The 15884-nt window shown below is 67.4% G+C and carries 16 protein-coding genes; 8 read left to right on the top strand and 8 right to left on the bottom strand.

Annotated features, from left to right (window positions below; translation table 11 throughout):
• Positions 1-41 precede the first annotated feature (41 nt).
• Both BM013_RS37640 and BM013_RS37635 read left to right on the top strand, forming a co-directional pair.
• A complete protein-coding gene (locus BM013_RS37640) occupies positions 42-1235 on the top strand; it encodes a hypothetical protein (RefSeq protein ID WP_093135226.1) in 1194 nt (397 codons plus the stop codon).
• Positions 1228-2268, top strand: a complete 1041-nt coding sequence (locus tag BM013_RS37635) for a DNA methyltransferase (protein ID WP_093135224.1) — start codon at positions 1228-1230, stop codon at positions 2266-2268. Before BM013_RS37640 ends, BM013_RS37635 begins: the two co-directional genes overlap by 8 nt.
• A gap of 13 nt (positions 2269-2281) precedes the next feature.
• Here BM013_RS37635 and BM013_RS37630 read toward each other — a convergent pair whose 3' ends face one another.
• Entirely contained in the window at positions 2282-3118 is an 837-nt protein-coding gene (locus tag BM013_RS37630; RefSeq protein ID WP_093135221.1) for an IclR family transcriptional regulator, read from the bottom strand.
• Positions 3119-3214: 96 nt separating this feature from the next.
• On the opposite strand from BM013_RS37630, the gene BM013_RS37625 reads away from it, so the two are divergent.
• Together BM013_RS37625 and BM013_RS37620 are read left to right on the top strand one after the other, a co-directional pair.
• Positions 3215-4855: a GMC family oxidoreductase gene (locus tag BM013_RS37625; protein WP_093135218.1), complete on the top strand. Its 1641-nt coding sequence runs from the start codon at positions 3215-3217 to the stop codon at positions 4853-4855.
• Positions 4856-4945: 90 nt separating this feature from the next.
• The gene (locus BM013_RS37620) at positions 4946-6259 is read left to right on the top strand and encodes an MFS transporter (protein ID WP_093135216.1); all 1314 of its coding nucleotides are present in this window, start codon (positions 4946-4948) and stop codon (positions 6257-6259) included.
• Here BM013_RS37620 and BM013_RS37615 read toward each other — a convergent pair.
• The 5 genes from BM013_RS37615 to BM013_RS37595 form a co-directional block, all read right to left on the bottom strand.
• Entirely contained in the window at positions 6251-7273 is a 1023-nt protein-coding gene (locus tag BM013_RS37615) for an alpha/beta fold hydrolase (protein WP_093135213.1), read from the bottom strand. The genes BM013_RS37620 and BM013_RS37615 overlap by 9 nt on opposite strands.
• 13 nt (positions 7274-7286) lie before the next feature.
• Positions 7287-7733: a hypothetical protein gene (locus BM013_RS37610; RefSeq protein WP_093135210.1), complete on the bottom strand. Its 447-nt coding sequence runs from the start codon at positions 7731-7733 to the stop codon at positions 7287-7289.
• Positions 7734-7879: 146 nt separating this feature from the next.
• Positions 7880-8578 carry a DUF6134 family protein gene (locus BM013_RS37605; protein WP_256221862.1) on the bottom strand — a complete coding sequence of 233 codons (699 nt, stop codon included), beginning with the start codon at positions 8576-8578 and terminating at the stop codon, positions 7880-7882.
• Positions 8575-9366 (bottom strand): DUF1295 domain-containing protein, encoded by a 792-nt coding sequence (locus BM013_RS37600; RefSeq protein WP_093135208.1) that lies wholly within the window; start codon positions 9364-9366, stop codon positions 8575-8577. Before BM013_RS37600 ends, BM013_RS37605 begins: the two co-directional genes overlap by 4 nt.
• The gene (locus BM013_RS37595) at positions 9363-10409 is read right to left on the bottom strand and encodes an SAM-dependent methyltransferase (RefSeq protein ID WP_093135205.1); all 1047 of its coding nucleotides are present in this window, start codon (positions 10407-10409) and stop codon (positions 9363-9365) included. The genes BM013_RS37600 and BM013_RS37595 overlap by 4 nt, the downstream gene beginning before the upstream one ends.
• Before the next feature lie 291 nt (positions 10410-10700).
• On the opposite strand from BM013_RS37595, the gene BM013_RS37590 reads away from it, so the two are divergent.
• The 3 genes from BM013_RS37590 to BM013_RS37580 all read left to right on the top strand — a co-directional run bounded on the left by BM013_RS37590 (position 10701) and on the right by BM013_RS37580 (position 14316).
• A complete protein-coding gene (locus BM013_RS37590) occupies positions 10701-12236 on the top strand; it encodes a cryptochrome/photolyase family protein (protein ID WP_177225673.1) in 1536 nt (511 codons plus the stop codon).
• An 11-nt stretch (positions 12237-12247) separates the two neighbouring features.
• On the top strand, positions 12248-12499 hold the full coding sequence (locus BM013_RS37585; protein ID WP_093135200.1) for a DUF3253 domain-containing protein: 252 nt from the start codon (positions 12248-12250) through the stop codon (positions 12497-12499).
• Positions 12500-13074: 575 nt separating this feature from the next.
• A complete protein-coding gene (locus tag BM013_RS37580) occupies positions 13075-14316 on the top strand; it encodes a D-alanyl-D-alanine carboxypeptidase family protein (protein ID WP_093135197.1) in 1242 nt (413 codons plus the stop codon).
• A 402-nt stretch (positions 14317-14718) separates the two neighbouring features.
• Here BM013_RS37580 and BM013_RS37575 read toward each other — a convergent pair whose 3' ends face one another.
• Together BM013_RS37575 and BM013_RS40960 are read right to left on the bottom strand one after the other, a co-directional pair.
• The gene (locus BM013_RS37575) at positions 14719-15024 is read right to left on the bottom strand and encodes a hypothetical protein (protein ID WP_143098468.1); all 306 of its coding nucleotides are present in this window, start codon (positions 15022-15024) and stop codon (positions 14719-14721) included.
• Positions 15024-15530: an RHS repeat-associated core domain-containing protein gene (locus BM013_RS40960; protein ID WP_143098467.1), complete on the bottom strand. Its 507-nt coding sequence runs from the start codon at positions 15528-15530 to the stop codon at positions 15024-15026. Before BM013_RS40960 ends, BM013_RS37575 begins: the two co-directional genes overlap by 1 nt.
• Positions 15531-15579: 49 nt before the next feature.
• On the opposite strand from BM013_RS40960, the gene BM013_RS37570 reads away from it, so the two are divergent.
• A partial coding sequence (locus BM013_RS37570; protein ID WP_143098466.1) for a transposase occupies positions 15580-15884 on the top strand: 305 nt, incomplete at its 3' end.

Raw genomic sequence — 15884 nt, 5'->3', positions numbered from 1 at the left:
CTGCCGTGAAGCTGCATTCACCGACCGGCCTGCCATCCCTCATGTCTCCCGCACTCTCGCGCATTCCGATCCACGACGTGCGCAAGGTCGCCGTCGCCGCCTTGCCGCGCAGCGCGAGCTCGCCGCTGTTCGAGCGCCTGCGCGGGGCCGTCGGCCAGGTGGCCCTGCGCGCGCCCGATGCCGGCGAAGGCGCGCGCTGGCACACGCACACCCTTGGCGGCACGCCGCGCCGCTTTGCGCAGCCGATCACGTTCACGCCTTATGCCGCGGTGCAGCCGTGTTCGGCGCGCTGCAGCTTCTGCTCGGAAAACCTGCGCAAGGCCGACGGCGCGGTCGCAGCCTCCCGCCTGCGGCCAGGAGCCGGCTACTTCGAGGGCCTGGCGCGCACGCTGCGGGCTTTGCGCGGCGTGCCGCTGTCGTGGTCGCTCTCAGGTCTTGAAACCAGCGACGACGCCGACTGGATGCTGCAGCTGCTCGACGTGCTGGCCGCCGGCGAACGCGACGGCCCGGTGGTCGAGGACCGCGTGCTCTACAGCAACGGCGCCGGCTTTGCCGCCCCTCGCGGCGCGCAACTGCGCGATGCGCTGCAGGCCTTCGGGCTGAGCTGGCTCGAACTGTCCCGCCACCACCATGACGGCGCCGCCAACCAGGCCATCATGCGGTTCAGGCCCGGCGTGGCCATCGGCGAGCAGGCGGTGTTCGAACGCACCGCGCGGCAGCTGGCCGACGCGGTGGCACTGCGGCTGGTGTGCATTCTTCAGCGCGGCGGCGTGGCGCAGCCGGCGGACGTGGCGGCGTACCTGCGCTGGGCGCAACGCTGCGGCGCCGGCACGGTGGTGTTCCGCGAGTTCTCGCGGCTGGACGACAGCTACCGCGACAACGCCACGGCGCGCTTCCTGGGCACGCACCGCGTGTCGATGGACGAGCTGCTCGCCGCCTGCCTCGACGACGCCGATGTCTCGCGCGGCTGGACGCTCGACAGCCTGACCGAGGGCTACTACTTCTGGAACCTGCGCCTGCGCACCGCGAGCGGGCTGCGCGTGGTGTTCGAGAGCGCCGACTACGGCGCCATGCACCAGCGCCATGCCAGCGGCGACGTCTACAAGCTCGTCTACTTTCCCGACGGACAGCTGTGCGCGGGCTGGGAGCCCGGGCGCGACGTGCTGCTCGACACCCGAAGCGACGACAGCCGCAACGACGAGGCACGCAACGACGAGGTGCTCCCCCATGCCTAGCCACAGCTGGCTGATGCTCGAGGCGGAGTCGCCGCGCCACCGGCTGCCCGACGACCTGCGCGCACGCGACCCGCTGGGCGGGCGCGACTGCGGCTGGGTCGAGCAGATGACGCCCTTCGTGCGGCAGTTCTCCCGGCCCGGCGAGACCGTGTTCGACCCGTTCGCGGGCTTCGGCACCACGCTGCTGGCCGCGCGGCTCGAAGACCGGCTGGCCGTCGGCTGCGAGGTCGATGCACAACGCGTCGAGCTCGCGCGCGAGCGGCTGGCGCGGCACGGCCTCGGCCATGGCGTGGCCCTGCTGCACGGGTCGTGCGACGCGTTGCAGGGCGCCGCATTGCCGCCCCTGGACCTGTGCCTGACCAACGTGCCCTACTTCGGCTGCCGATGGCCTGGCGCCGATGCCGCATCGCAGCTCTACGACAGCCGCAGCTACGCGCAGCACCTCGACGGCCTGCGCGACGTTTTCCACAGCGTGCGCGCGGACTTGCGCGAGGGCGGCCATTGCATCGCGATGGTGGAAAACGTTCGCCTCGGCGATCGCGTGCTGCCGCTGGCGTTCGACCTTGCGCGCATCCTCGGCGCGCTGTTCACGATGGTGGAAGAGCGGGTGCTGGTCTACCCGCACGCGGGCGACGACGACACGGCCTCAGCGCGCACCGACCGGCGGCATGAATACGCCTTGGTGTTTCGCAAGCAGCGCGAGCGCATCGACCTGCAGGCCACGTCGGAGCTGCTCGACGCCTTGCGCGCACAGGGCCATGCCTTCACCTTGATCGGCAGCTTCGCACGCTGGCTCGACGACCCGCAAGGCACGCCGCCCGCCGACGCGGACATTCGCGTCGATGCCGACCCGCCGCGGCTCGACGCGCTGCTGCAGTGGCTGCGCGGCCAGGGCTTCGCGATCACGAGCTGGGGCGAACCGGTGGCCGTGCCGCTGCACCTCGACAGCTACCGCGGGCGTCACTACTTTCGCGCGGACCGCATCGACCGCAACGGCGCGCTGGTGCGGCTCGACATCGGCTACGAGGGTTAGCGCCTCGGGCGCATCAGAGCAGCCCGCTCATGCGCTGCGCCGCGGCCTTCAGCGCGTCGATGCGCTCGAGCGCGTCGTCCATCGACATGCGCGCCGTCGGCGCGTGCACCGCCAGCGCGGCGCGCACCCCGCCCGCCGCGTCGCGCACCGGCACGGCCACGGCCACCAGCCCGGCAATGAACTCCTCGCGGTCGCACGAGTAGCCGCCCTTGGCGATCGCCTCGCACTCGGCGCGCAGCGCCTCGGCCGTCACCAGCGTGTTGGCCGTCATGCGCTCCAGCGGCAGGTGGTCGATGCGCGCGTCGCGCTCCTTCTTGGGCATCGACGCCAGGAACAGCTTGCCGCTGGCCGTGCAATGCAGCGGCACGTGCGAGCCCACGTCCAGCGTGAGGCGCAGCGGCCATTGCGCCTCGACGCGGTCGAGGTAGAGCACCTGCGCGCCGTCGAGCGTGGTGAGGTTGCAGGTTTCGCCGACCTGGCGCACCAGCTCCGACAGCACCTCGTGCCGCAGGCCGCGCACCACGCCGTGGTTGAGCGTGTCGAAGGCCAGCTTGCGCAGCGCGGGGCCGACGCTGAACGAGCGCTCGTCCACGTCGCGCGCCAGGAAACCGGTGGCCAGCAACTGGGTGCAGATGCGGTGCGCCGTGCCCTTGGGCAGGCCGAGCTGCGCGGCCAGTTCGGCCAGCGTGAGGGCGCGGCCCGCGTTGGCCAGCAGCGCCAGCAGACGCAGGCTGCGCTCGGCCGAAGAGCCTGAGCCGGCCTCGGGTTCGTCGGCGGGAATCACGGCGGCGGGCACTGCAGCTGGCACGGCAACTGGCACTGCGATGGAGGCGCGCGCGGAACGGGGCATGCGGGTAAACCTTAAAAATGGAACATTGCGTTCCGAAAATCATTGGCCTAGTATGCGGCCGAGCCTCGCGATTGTTCCACTCCAGGACCCCGTTGCATGCCCGAAGAAGAGTTCGACTACATCGTTGTCGGCGCCGGTTCCGCCGGCTGCGTGCTGGCCGCCCGGCTGAGCGAAGACCCGGCCACGCGCGTGCTGCTGCTCGAAGCCGGCCCGCCCGACCGCTCGCTGTGGATCCACCTGCCCATCGGCTACGGCAAGACGATGTGGAGCCCTACCTACAACTGGCGCTTCGAGACCGACCCCGACCCGAACATGAACGGCCGGCGCATCTACTGGCCGCGCGGCAAGACGCTGGGCGGTTCCAGCGCGATCAACGGGCTGATCTACATCCGCGGCCAGCGCGAGGACTACGACCACTGGGCCGCGCTGGGCAACCAGGGCTGGGGCTACGACGACGTGCTGCCCTACTTCATCAAGTCCGAAGGCAACCAGCGCGGCGGCGATGCCTTCCACGGCGGCAACGGGCCGCTGAAGGTGTCGAACATCGCGGCCAGGCACGAGCTGATCGAGGCCTTCATCGGCGGCGCGCAGCAGACCGGCGTGCCGCGCACCGACGACTTCAACGGCGCCGCGCAGGAAGGCGCGGGCTACTACCAGCTGACCACGCACAAGGGCTGGCGCTGCAGCACGGCCAAGGCCTACCTGACACCCGCCGTGAAGCAGCGGCCCAACCTGCGCATCGAGACCGACGCGCTGGCCGGCAAGCTGGTGTTCGACGGGCGGCGCGCCGCCGGCATCGGCTACCGGCAAGGCGGCGTGCTCAAGACCGCGCGCTGCCGCGCCGAGGTGCTGCTGTCGGCCGGCTCGATCCAGTCGCCGCAGTTGCTGCAGCTCTCGGGCATCGGCCCGCGCGCGCTGCTGGAGCGATTCGGCATTGCGGTGGTGCACGAGCTGCCCGGCGTGGGCGAGAACCTGCAGGACCACCTGCAGATTCGCCTGGGCTACGAGTGCACCAAGCCCATCACCACCAACGACCAGCTCAACTCCTGGTTCGGCCAGGTGGGCATGGGCCTCGAATGGCTGCTGCACCGCACCGGGCCGCTGGCCGTGGGCATCAACCAGGGCGGGTGCTTCATGCGCGCGCTGAAAGATGCCAACGGCCAACCCGTGGCGGCCACGCCCGACATCCAGTTCCACGTGGCCACGCTGTCGGCCGACATGGCCGGCGGCAAGGTGCACCCCTACTCGGGCTTCACGATGTCGGTGTGCCAGCTGCGGCCCGAGTCGCGGGGCCACGTGCGCATTCGCTCGCTCGACGTGGCCGAGCCGCCCGAGATGCAGCCCAACTACCTCGCCACCGAGCTCGACCGCGCCACCACCGTGGCCGGCGTGAAGGCGGCGCGCGCCATTGCCGAGGCGCCCGCCATGCGCCCCTACGTGAAGCGCGAGGTCAAGCCCGGCCCGCAGGCCGAAAGCGACGCCGACCTGCTGGAGTTCTGCCGCAACAACGGCGCCACCATCTTCCACCCCACCGGCACCTGCCGCATGGGCAGCGACGCGCTCGCCGTGGTCGACGCGCGGCTGCGCGTGCACGGCGTGGCGGGGCTGCGCGTGATCGACTGCTCGGCCATGCCCACGCTGGTGTCGGGCAACACCAACGCGCCCGCCGTGATGATGGCCGAGAAGGCCGTCGACCTGATCAGAGAGGACGCGAGGGCGGCCGCCGCCACGTTGTAGTTTTTTCCGCACGACCGAAGGCCCGAGGCTCCGGCTCGCAGAGCAAGGAGCGAAGAGGCCGCCACGACAACAACCTCATCGGAGACAAACATGAGTGCAAGCGACGAGAAAGCGATTCGCAGGGTGGTGGTTTCGGCCCTGGTGGGCGCCACCATCGAGTGGTACGACTTCTTCCTGTACGGCGTGGTGGCCGGCATCGTGTTCAACAAGCTCTACTTTCCGGGCAGCGACCCGGTGGTGTCGACCTTGCTGGCCTACACCACCTTCGCGGTGGGCTTCGTCACGCGGCCCCTGGGCGGCGTGATCTTCGGCCACTTCGGCGACAAGATCGGGCGCAAGAGCATGCTCATCATCACGCTGATGATCATGGGCGTGGCCACCTTCCTGATCGGGCTGGTGCCCACCTATGCGCAGATCGGCGTTGCGGCGCCCTTGCTGTTGCTGCTGCTTCGGGTGGCGCAGGGCATCGGGCTGGGCGGCGAGTGGGGCGGCGCGGTGCTGATGGCGTACGAGTACGCGCCGAAGGAAAAGCGCGGCTTCTATGCGTCGCTGCCGCAGATCGGGCTGGCCATCGGCCTGTGCCTGGCCTCGGGCGTGGTGGCGCTGCTGTCGTCGCTGCTCACCGACGAGCAGTTCCTGGCCTGGGGCTGGCGCATTGCCTTCCTCATCTCGGGCGCGATGGTGATGGTGGGCATGTACATCCGACTGCACGTGCAGGAAACGCCGGAGTTCGCGGCCGTGAAGGCGCGCAACGCCGAGCTGCGCATTCCGTTCATGGACATGATCCGGCGCTATCCGGGCAATGTGCTCAAGGGCATGGGCGCGCGCTACATCGACGGGGTGTTCTTCAACATCTTCGGCGTGTTCTCCATCAACTACCTCACGAGCACCATCAAGATCAGCCGCACCGAGGCGCTGCTGGGCGTGATGGCGTCGGCGGTGGTCATGTGCTTTGCCATTCCGTTCTTCGGGCGCCTGTCCGACCGGCTCGGACGGCCCAAGGTCTACATGTGGGGGTCGATCATCACGGCCGTGTCGGCGTTTCCGGGCTTCTGGCTCATGACGCACAGCGGGGGCAACGTGCTGCTGATCTGGCTGTCGATCATCGTGCCCTTCGGCATCCTGTATGCGTCGGTGTACGGGCCGGAGGCGGCGCTGTTCTGCGACCTGTTCGACGCCAAGGTGCGCTACACGGGCATCAGCTTCGTCTACCAGTTCTCGGGCATCTTCGCCTCGGGCATCACGCCGATCATTGCGACCGCGCTGCTCAAGTCGGGCGGCGGGCAGCCGTGGCAGATCTGCATGTACGTGCTGTTCGCGGGGCTGGTGTCCGCGGTGTGCGCGTGGATGATCGGGCGCTCGGCCTCGCCGGCCGACGCGCCGGTGGCCGTGCCGTCACGGTGAGTTCTTGGGCACAGCTGCAGACGCGGCGGCGCCTGCCGCGCGCACTCTCTCGACGACCGACAGCACCGCGTCGACCACCGCACCGGGGTCGTCGAACTGGATGTCGTGGCCCGCGTTCGGCAGCAGCCGGTGCGTGCCGCGCGTGGACCAGTGGGTGATGTCGTCGTGCATCTGCTTCCAGAGCGCCTGCACTTCCTTGCCCTGCCCGGGCGTGATCTTCATGCCGCGCAGCTCGCCGGCCGTGTAGGGCGCCATGGCGGTGAGCACGGCCAGCGGCCGGTCGCCCAGGTCGCGAAAGGCGCCCGCCTCGGCCAGCGTGCGGTCGGTGGCATCGCCTTCGGCGAGCTCGGTGCGAAACGACGTGGGTGCGAAGGCGCGCACCGCCTGCACGTCATGTGCTGTCTGGTTGGGTGCTTGCGGCAAGAGCCTCGGGGCAGCAAGGCGCACCAGGCCCGACCACCCCAGGCCCATGACGACGCGCGACAGCAGCGAGCGCGACTCCGTCATGTAGCCCGCAACCCGCGCCACCTGGTCCGGATGCGAAGGGTCGACCAGCACCAGCCCCGCCACCTCGGCGCCGAAGTAGTGCGTGAAGCTCACGACGTAGGGCCCGCCTATCGACTGCCCCACCATCACGAACGGGCCCCGCTCGCCCGCGCGGGCCAATGCGTCATGAAGGTCTTGCGCCACCTGCCTGGCGCTGGAAGGCGCGCTCGACGGGTCGCTCCACATCAGCCCCGCGCGGCTGTAGGCGCAGGCCCGCGTGTGCGCCGCCACCTTCGGCTGCACGGCCGACCAGCTCAGCGAACCGTCGGGGCCCTGGCCGGACTCGAACACGACGGTGGGCGAACCCGTGCCGCGGCAGTCGAGCTGGATGCGCCGCCCGCCGACGTCGACCATCTGCCCCGGCGGCGGAAAGTCGCGCGCGGCGCGGTAGCGGCCGGCCTGCTCGTACACCACGCCCACGAGCACGGCCAACCCGACAAGGGCGACGGCTCCAAGGGCTGCGCGCATGGCCGGCGCCGCATCAGACCGGCGGGAACTGGAAGATCAGCTCCTGCAGCATCGCGTGCACCACCGGCGGCGACCAGAAGGGGTCGAGCGTCTTGTCGCCCAGCACCGGAATGCCGTTGCGCCAGCAGCGCCAGGTGGCGTGCACCTCGCCGGCCTCGATGTCGCCGGTGAACACCACCTCGTTGAGCCGCCCGCCCTGCGCGCCCCAGCGAAAACCGACGTGCGGCGGGGCGTCGCGGCCCTGGGCCTCCTCGCGGTCGACGTAGCACTCGGCCGCGTCGCCCAGCTTGGCCTCGAAGTACTGGGCGAATTCGCAGAACACCGGGTACGCCAGCTCGTTGAGCCGCTGCGACATCCGCTGCGCCCGGCGCGCCCGGTCGGCCGCGTCCGCATCGTGGCGGGGCTCCAGGAGCCTTGCGTCGAAGTAGCTGTCGAGCAGTTGGAATTTCGAACCGTTCATCGCTTCCCTTTCGGCATTGCAGTTTTGCAAGTCTTTGCCTTGTAGGCCCGGCAGCTGAACGCAGCCTGTCCGGGCGAATCGCCCGGCAGGGCCTTGGGCGCCGGGCCCTGGAACAGCCACGCAAGCAAAAACAATGCAAAGGCCAGCTACTTGAGCCGGTAACTGAGTTTTCGGTTCCCGCTGACCGTGGAATCGAGCCCCAGCCACTCGCCCTGCGCCGAATACCAGACGTCGATGGGCTGCGCGTCGGTCGCAATGCGCCAGCGCGTGGCGGCCACCGGCTGGCCGCGCACCTCCACGGTGCCGCTGCCGGCGCGGCTGACCTGCACCGCCTCGAGCTTGCCGCTCTGCGCGTTCAGCAGCCGGGCCTGTGTGCGGATGGCCGGGTTCCAGTAGGCGAAGCTCATCACGCAGCCTTCGACCGCCTGCGTGCCCTTGGGCGTGGTCACGGCCAGTGCGTTGTCGCCGGCGGCTTCGGCGCTCACCTTTTCGGGCGTGCCGTCGTCGTCGGTCTTCGAGCTGAGCCGGCGCAGGCAGTCGCCGCGCCACATTTCGGTGGCGCTGTGCTGGTAGCGGTAGACCGTCACGCCCAGCAGCTTCACCGCGAAGCTGGCCTCGCTGACCAGCTTGCGCTCGTCGCCGGCGGTGGCCAGCGCGAAGCGGTGCTCGCCGATGGGGGCGTCGTCGAGCAGCACGCGAAAGTCCCATTCGCCGCGCGCCGGTCCGGCGGCCGAGGCGGCGGCGCCGTTGGAGAGCGCGGCCAGCGTGGCCAGGGCGGCCGCCATGAGGAGGCGGTGCAGGCTGTGTTTGCAGCGGCGGTTGTGGATGTGGTTGTTGCTTCTCATGGCGCCTTGGAGTTGCCGCGCACCGGCCCCGGAAGGAAGGCGTTGGTGCGCGCGATGTAGTCGCGGTATGCCGGCCGGCGCTCGCCGATGTCGCCTTCGAGCATGCGAACGCCCGAGACCTTCAGCAGCAGCCAGGTCATGAGCAGCGGCGACACCACGCTCCACGCGCCGCCCCACCCTGCCCCGCCCATGGCCATGAGCCACAGGCCCCACCAGACGCAGGTTTCGCCGAAGTAGTTGGGGTGCCGCGTGTAGCGCCACAGGCCGCGGTCCATCACCTGGCCCTTGCTTGCGGGATCGGCCTTGAAGCGCGCCATCTGCGCGTCGCCGATGGCCTCGAAGAACGTGCCGAACAGCGCCAGCGCCATGCCCAGCAGGTCGAGCGCGCCCAGCGGCCGCGGCGCCGTCATGCCGGGCAGGAACGGCGCGGACACCACCCATGCCAGCACCGCCTGCAGCGCGAACACCAGGTACAGGCTCCTGAAGCCGAAGTTCGGCTGGTTGCGCGCGCGAATCGCCTGGTAGCGCCGGTCTTCGCCGTGGCCCCAGTTGCGCCAGGTGATGTACAGGCACAGCCGCACCGCCCACGCCGCGCCGATGACGGCCATGCAGAGCCCGCGCCGCGTCTGCACCGGCAGCAGCACGAAATAGACGATGCCCGCGCCCACGATGCACACCGGCCACATGCGGTCGATCAGGCTCGCGTCATGGCGAACGAGGCTGGCCACCCACGTCAGGAAGGCCAGCGATGCGGTCAGTGCCAGGCCCGCGAGCGCCACCTGCGTCATGCGGCGCGGCGCTCGAACAGATAGTGGCTCACCCACCATCTTTGCCCATGGTCGAAGCCGAACAGCTCCGCCACCGACATGAAGAACAGCCGCCAGCGCGTCCACCACACGTTGGCATCGGCGCCGTAGGTGGCCTGGAACAGCGGGCGCAGCGCGTCGCGGCGCTCGTCCATGTTGCGCAGCCAGGCCTCGGCCGTGCGCTGGTAGTGGCTGCCTTCCCAGCGCCAGCGGCGCAGCAGGCGCAGGTCGTCCTGGCAGTGCAGCGCCAGGTCGTCGCTGGGCATCATGCCGCCCGAGAAGAAGTACTTGCTCATCCAGTCGCTCGGGTCGCGCACCTCGAACGGGTACGGCGCCTCCTTGTGGGCGAACACGTGCATGAAGAAGCGCCCGCCGGGCCGCAGCCACCGCGCCACGTTGGCAAAGGCCTGCGGCCAGTTGCGCAGGTGCTCGAACATCTCGACCGACACCACCCGGTCGAAGCGCTCGTCGGTGTCGAACTGGTTGATGTCGCGGGTCAGCACCCGCACGTTGCGCAGGCCCCGCCGGGCCGCCTGCGCCTCGATGTATTCGCGCTGCGAATTGGAGTTGGACAGCGCCGTGATCCGGCTGTTCGGGTAGTGCGAGGCCATCCACAGCGTGAGCGAGCCCCAGCCGCAGCCCAGCTCCATCACGTCCTGCCCGTCCAGCAGCCCGGCCCGCTCGCAGGTGGCCGCCAGCGCGGCGGATTCAGCCTGTTCCAGCGTCTGCGTGCCTTCCGGCCAGTAGCAACTGCTGTATTTGCGGTGATTTCCCAGCACTTCGCCGAAGAAGGCGGCGGGAACCTCGTAGTGCTGCTCGTTGGCCTTTTCCGGCAGAGGCGCCAGGTTGGCCTGGCCCATGCGGGCCACGAAGTCTTGCGTCAGGTCGGCCACGGCCAGGGCGTTGCCGGCCTGCAGCTCGTGGAGCCGGTCCTTCAGCAGGCGGCGAATGCCGCGGCGGATCACCGTGTCCGGCACCAGGCCCTTCTCGACCCAGCGAATGGCAAATGAGATGTCTTGCGGCATGTCGGTTTTTCCTCGTTGGGGCACGTCGACGCGCGTGCCACAGGCACTTGTACGCAGCAGCTCGGGTTTTGGATGAGCCCGGGCCATTGTGGGCGCCGGCCCCCCGTTCGGGCGATCCGTGCGTGGCGAAATCCAGGCATTGCACGCCGGCCTTGCACGCCGGCCTTGTGCGCCGGCCTTGCACCCGGGCCTTGCACGCCGGCCTTGCACCCGGGCCTTGCACGCCGGCCTTGCGCGCCGGCGGCGCTCTGCCGCTAAGCTGGCATTCCGTAATTTCACCCGTGCCTGTCGATGCGAAATCTGGTGGTGGTGCTGGGCGACCAGCTGAGCCTGTCAAGCGTGGCGTTCGAAGGTTTCGACGCCGCGCAAGACCGCGTGTGGATGGCCGAGGTGCGCGAAGAGTCCGAGCACGTGCCCAGCGCCAGGATGCGCACCGCCCTCTTTCTGTCCGCGATGCGCCACTTTGCCGAGGCACTCACCGCGCGCGGCCTGCCGCTGGACTACCTGAAGCTGGGCACGCACGGCTTCGGCTCGATCGGCGACGCCTTGACCGGCACGCTGTCGCGCCACCGCCCTCAGGCCGTCGTGATGGCCGAGGCGGGGGAATGGCGGCTCGAGCAGGCGATTGCCGGTGTCTGCCAGGCCGCGGGTGTCCGGCTCGTGGTTCGGGACGACCTGCACTTTCTGGCCTCGCGCGCCGAATTCGCAGACCACGCGCAGGGCAAGAGCCGCCTGGTGATGGAGGCCTTCTACCGGCACATGCGGCTGAAACACCAGGTGCTGCTGGACGACCTTGGCCGGCCCGAAGGCGGCCAGTGGAACTTCGACCACGACAACCGCGGCGCCTTCGGCCGCGAAGGGCCGGGCATGCTGCCACCGCCGCCCTCGTTCGCACCCGATGCCATCACCCGCGAGGTGCTGGCCGACGTTGAAACGCATTTCGGCGACCACTACGGCAGCGCTGCCCGGTTCGACTGGCCGGTGACGCGCGAACAGGCCCTGGTGGCCCTGAAGGACTTCATCGCGTTCCGGCTGCAGGATTTCGGCCGCTTCCAGGACGCCATGTGGACCGATGAGCCCTTTCTGTACCACGGGCTCCTGTCTTCGTCGCTGAACCTGAAACTGCTCGACCCGCGCGAGGTGATCGACGCCGCTGTGGCGCATTGGCGCGCGGGCGCCGTGCCGCTGGAATCGGTGGAGGGGTTCGTGCGGCAAATTCTGGGGTGGCGCGAGTTCATGCGCGGCGTGTACTGGTGGCGAATGCCGCGCCTGGCCGATGCCAACGCGCTGAAGCACCACCACGACCTGCCCGACTGGTACTGGACAGGCAACGTCGGCATGAACTGCATGAAGCAGGCCATCGGCCAGACCCTGCGCACCGGCTACGCCCATCACATCCAGCGCCTGATGGTCACCGGCAACTTCGCGCTCACCTTCGGCGTTGCACCGGCGCAGGTGCATGCGTGGTACCTGTCGGTGTATGTCGACGCGGTGGAATGGGTCGAGCTGCCGAACACCGTGGGCATGTCGCTCTTCGCCGATGGCGCGCGCTTCGTGACCAAGCCCTATGCCGCGGGCGGCGCCTACATCCGGCGCATGAGCAACTACTGCGACGGTTGCCGGTACCAGCCGGGCACGCGCAGCGGCGAAGGGGCATGCCCGATGACGGTGATGTACTGGGACTTCGTGGCGCGCCATGAGCGGATGCTGGAGAACAACCCGCGCACGGTGATGATGGCCAGGAACCTTCGGCGATTCAGCGCTGAGGAGCGTGCGGCGATACAGGGCTCGGCGGATGCGATGAGAGAGCGGCCGGATTTGCTGTAGGGGCAACTTCGATGACCAGCGACGAAACGATCGAGCGAACCATATTCGCGCTGCTGGCGCAGCGCGATGCTGCCGCCTCGATTTGCCCGTCGGAGGTGGCACGTGCGCTGGCGAGGGACGATGTCGCCTGGCGGGCGTTGATGCCTGATGTGCGCAGGGTGGCTGCGAGGTTGGCAGCCAAGGGATCGCTGCGGGTTACGCGTGGGGAAGTCGAGGTCGATGCGATGCGGGCGGGTGGGGCCGTCAGGTTGCGGCGCGGGTAGCTGGGGTTCGAGGCGGGCTCGGGCTCTTCTGCTCCATGTTGAAAGACTCTTGCAATTTCATTTGCTCGCCATTTCACTTGCCCTCTTGAAGTTCGAGCGAGCTTTGCGCCCTGTCTCATCTCGTCGTTCACAGATGGGAAGGTAAGCCGCTGCAGCTTCCAGGAAGCGCTTCTGATCGAAGAGTGCGTTTCCGAGATTGACCCGAAATGCTGCTCTGTCTCTGCCCTTGAGTCCGTTCAGTTCCAGTCCCTTGCGCAGAAATCGTTCAGCGATTTTCGGTCGTCTCATCGCGTCGCAGCAATTCGCCAGTGCCCAAAGTCTCAATGCATCTTCTGAATCGGCGCGACAAGCCTTGCGGAAGGCTTGAACCGCAACCTCAAAATTTTCCAGCTTGAACTCAGACGTAGCTGCGGAACTCAGTGGCAGTGAGGCGGCCTGCGGTGGCAAAAGAATTGGAATCTGACCCCAGTTCTACTCAGTTGACTGAACTTGCGCCGCGATTCCCGATCCTCTAGGCACAATCGAAATCGCGCGACCCGCCCCCATCTTCTTTCCGCTTCTGCTTCTGTAAGCCAATGCAACTCAAGACCTCCTCCGTCCTCCCCCTCGTCCTGGCAATCGCCACGGGCGCCCTGATTCCCGGCGCAGCGACTTTCGCGGCCTCCCATGCCGCCAAGCCTGCAGTCCACAAGAAACCCGCCGCCGTCGCCCCTGCCGCGGCACCCGTCGCCGGAGAAACCGCCGTTGCCGGCGGGCCGCCGGCGTTGGCCTCCAAGGCATGGTTGTTGATGGACTTCGAATCGGGCGAGGTGCTCGCCTCGGCCAACCCCGACGAACCGCTCCCGCCGGCGTCGCTGACCAAGATGATGACCAGCTTCCTGGTCGAGCAGGCACTCCGGTCAGGCAAGCTCAAGAAGGACGATCTTGTCTCGGTCAGCCAGAACGCCTGGTGCCGTGGCTCGAGCACCGAGTCGTGCATGTACTTGCCGCTCAACAGCCAGGCCACGGTGATCGACATCCTGCGCGGCATCATCATCCAGTCGGGCAATGACGCGTCCAAGGCGATTGCAGAGCACATGGCCGGCTCCGAAGAGGGCTTTGCCAAGCTCATGAACGCCGAAGCCCAGCGCCTGGGCATGACGCACACGCATTTCGTGAATGCCACGGGCCTGCCCGATCCCCAGCACAAGTCGTCTGCGCGGGACCTCGCGATCCTGGCGCGCGCGATCATCCACGACAGTTCCGACTACTACCCGATCTACGCGGAGCGTGAGTTCAAGTACAACGGGATCAAGCAGGGCAATCGCAATGCGCTGCTCTACACCGATCCCACCGTCGACGGACTGAAGACCGGCCACACCCAGGACGCGGGCTACTGTCTGGTCACTTCGTCCAAGCGCAACGGGATGCGCCTGATCACTGTGATCCTCAACACCAACAGCATGCAGGCGCGCGCCGACCAGACGCGCTCGCTGCTCGGTTGGGGCTTTGCCAACTTCGAGCAGGCCACCCCCATTCAGCCCAACGCGGTCGTTGCGACGCCCAAGATCACCTTCGGCAAAGCCGACACCGTTGCCGCAGGCCTGGGCTCGCCTTGGACGGTGACGGTGCCGCGCGGCCAGAAAGTGAGCACCTCGGTGCAGGTCAAGCCAGACCTGGAAGCGCCGGTGACCAAGGGAACGGTGATCGGCAAGGTCGTCGCGGAGTCGAACGGCAAACCGGTGGGAGAAGCGCCGCTCGTTGCACAGGCTGACGTGGAACGCGCGGGCTTCATGCTGCGCTTGTGGCAACGCGTGAGCCGGTTGTTTGGCAAGTGAAGTGCGCGTGATGTGAGGCCGCTTGCGCTGGGAGCTGCAACTTCGACTTGGTTTTAGTTGCTGTTCAGAACCAGTGGCCCTCGATGGCGATTTCAGTCACGAGCGCCCGTCGGGGGCCTTGATAAGAACTCCGAAGCAGATGTTCAGGTTGAATGCCTCTTGAAAGATTGACCAATGCGCACAGTTTTTTTCGGTCTTGCAGCGGGCATCCAACTCGCGTTGATGTCGCCTACGTGGGCGTACACGTCGACCGTGGTCGACTTGGCCACACGTCCAGGAGTGACGTTGGAATCAATAGGTAAGTCAAACCGAAAGTAGCGACCCGGCGCGCACCCCCGGGTGCCTGCCGGGCTGGGCCGGCGGCGGCCGGCAGGAGTCGCGCGAACCTGCAGGTGGTGCAAGCTAGTCCTCCGAGCGAATTGGCCAACCCACTGATTCGATATCACCGGTTGCGACAAGATCGTGGACGACCTTTCTTATCACTACTTGCGAGATTTCCTGTACCACGATCATGTTCTTTGCCCAGATGTACAGTCCATTTGCGCATTCCCCGGTCTTCCCCCAGCGAGCCATGAGCGTTACCAGATTGGCAACAGTGAAGAAGGTCACACTGAATGCGCGGCCATCCGCAAGTTCGATCCGAACATCGACATTGTCGTCGTCTGTCGGTTCGGTGAGACCTGCGGGGAAGTGAAGAGAAAATTCCATCATTGCTTTCTCCCGAAGGCTTTAAGCACTTCGTTAATAACGGACTGTTGGTTGTCCTTGTTCGACTTGCCAAGGATTTCAGTGCCATTCGGTGTTTCCCGAAAATAGACAGGGCTTCCGTCTATGCCACGAGCTTCTGACAATCCATCACCGATAGGCTTGCTGCCCATTCCCGGGTTCGTATCCCCTTGTCGAATCCGCTCTACGAGTCGATCAATACCATCCTGGTTTGATTTGCCTGCCTTCTCAGCCTCTTTCACAAGCCCGAGGGATTCTTTGATTCTTGACGTGACTGGCGGGCAGTTTGGCGCGGAGGCTCTTCCCCCTGCTCCGCCCCCTACCCCAGAGCCGCCGCCGCCATCGAGCGGCTCGAGGTCTGTTGGCTTGCGGCCGATCTTAGCTAGGCCGTCGGGATCGACGTAGCTCAACGGATTTCCATCGACATACCCAAACCGATTCCATCCACCATCCAGTCCGATAGGATCGCCTTGGGAAGGTCTGATCAAGAGCACGTTTCTTGCGTGAGGGACTGAACCCTGCGAAGGAGCACGAGCGATGAGCCAGATCAGTTTTGCGGATGCGGAGCAAGCGGGCAAGAGGAAGAAGACCAGGCGCGAAATCTTCCTTGCCGAAATGGAACTGGTGGTGCCGTGGAAGGCGCTGCTCAAAGTCATCGAGCCCCACTATCCAGTGGCAGGCCTAGGCCGTCGTCCCTACCCGCTGCAAGCCATGCTGCGCGTGCACCTGATGCAGAACTGGTTCGCCCTGAGCGACCCGGCGATGGAAGAAGCCTTGTACGAGATCGCCTCGCTGCGCACGTTCGCCGGACTCGGTCTGGAGGCGATCCCCGACGAGACGAC

Origin of the sequence: Variovorax sp. OK605 (assembly GCF_900115445.1) — a bacterium.
GTDB lineage: Bacteria > Pseudomonadota > Gammaproteobacteria > Burkholderiales > Burkholderiaceae_C > Variovorax.
Note: the sequence above shows the minus strand (reverse complement) of the source record. Positions and strands in the feature narration are given on the sequence as shown.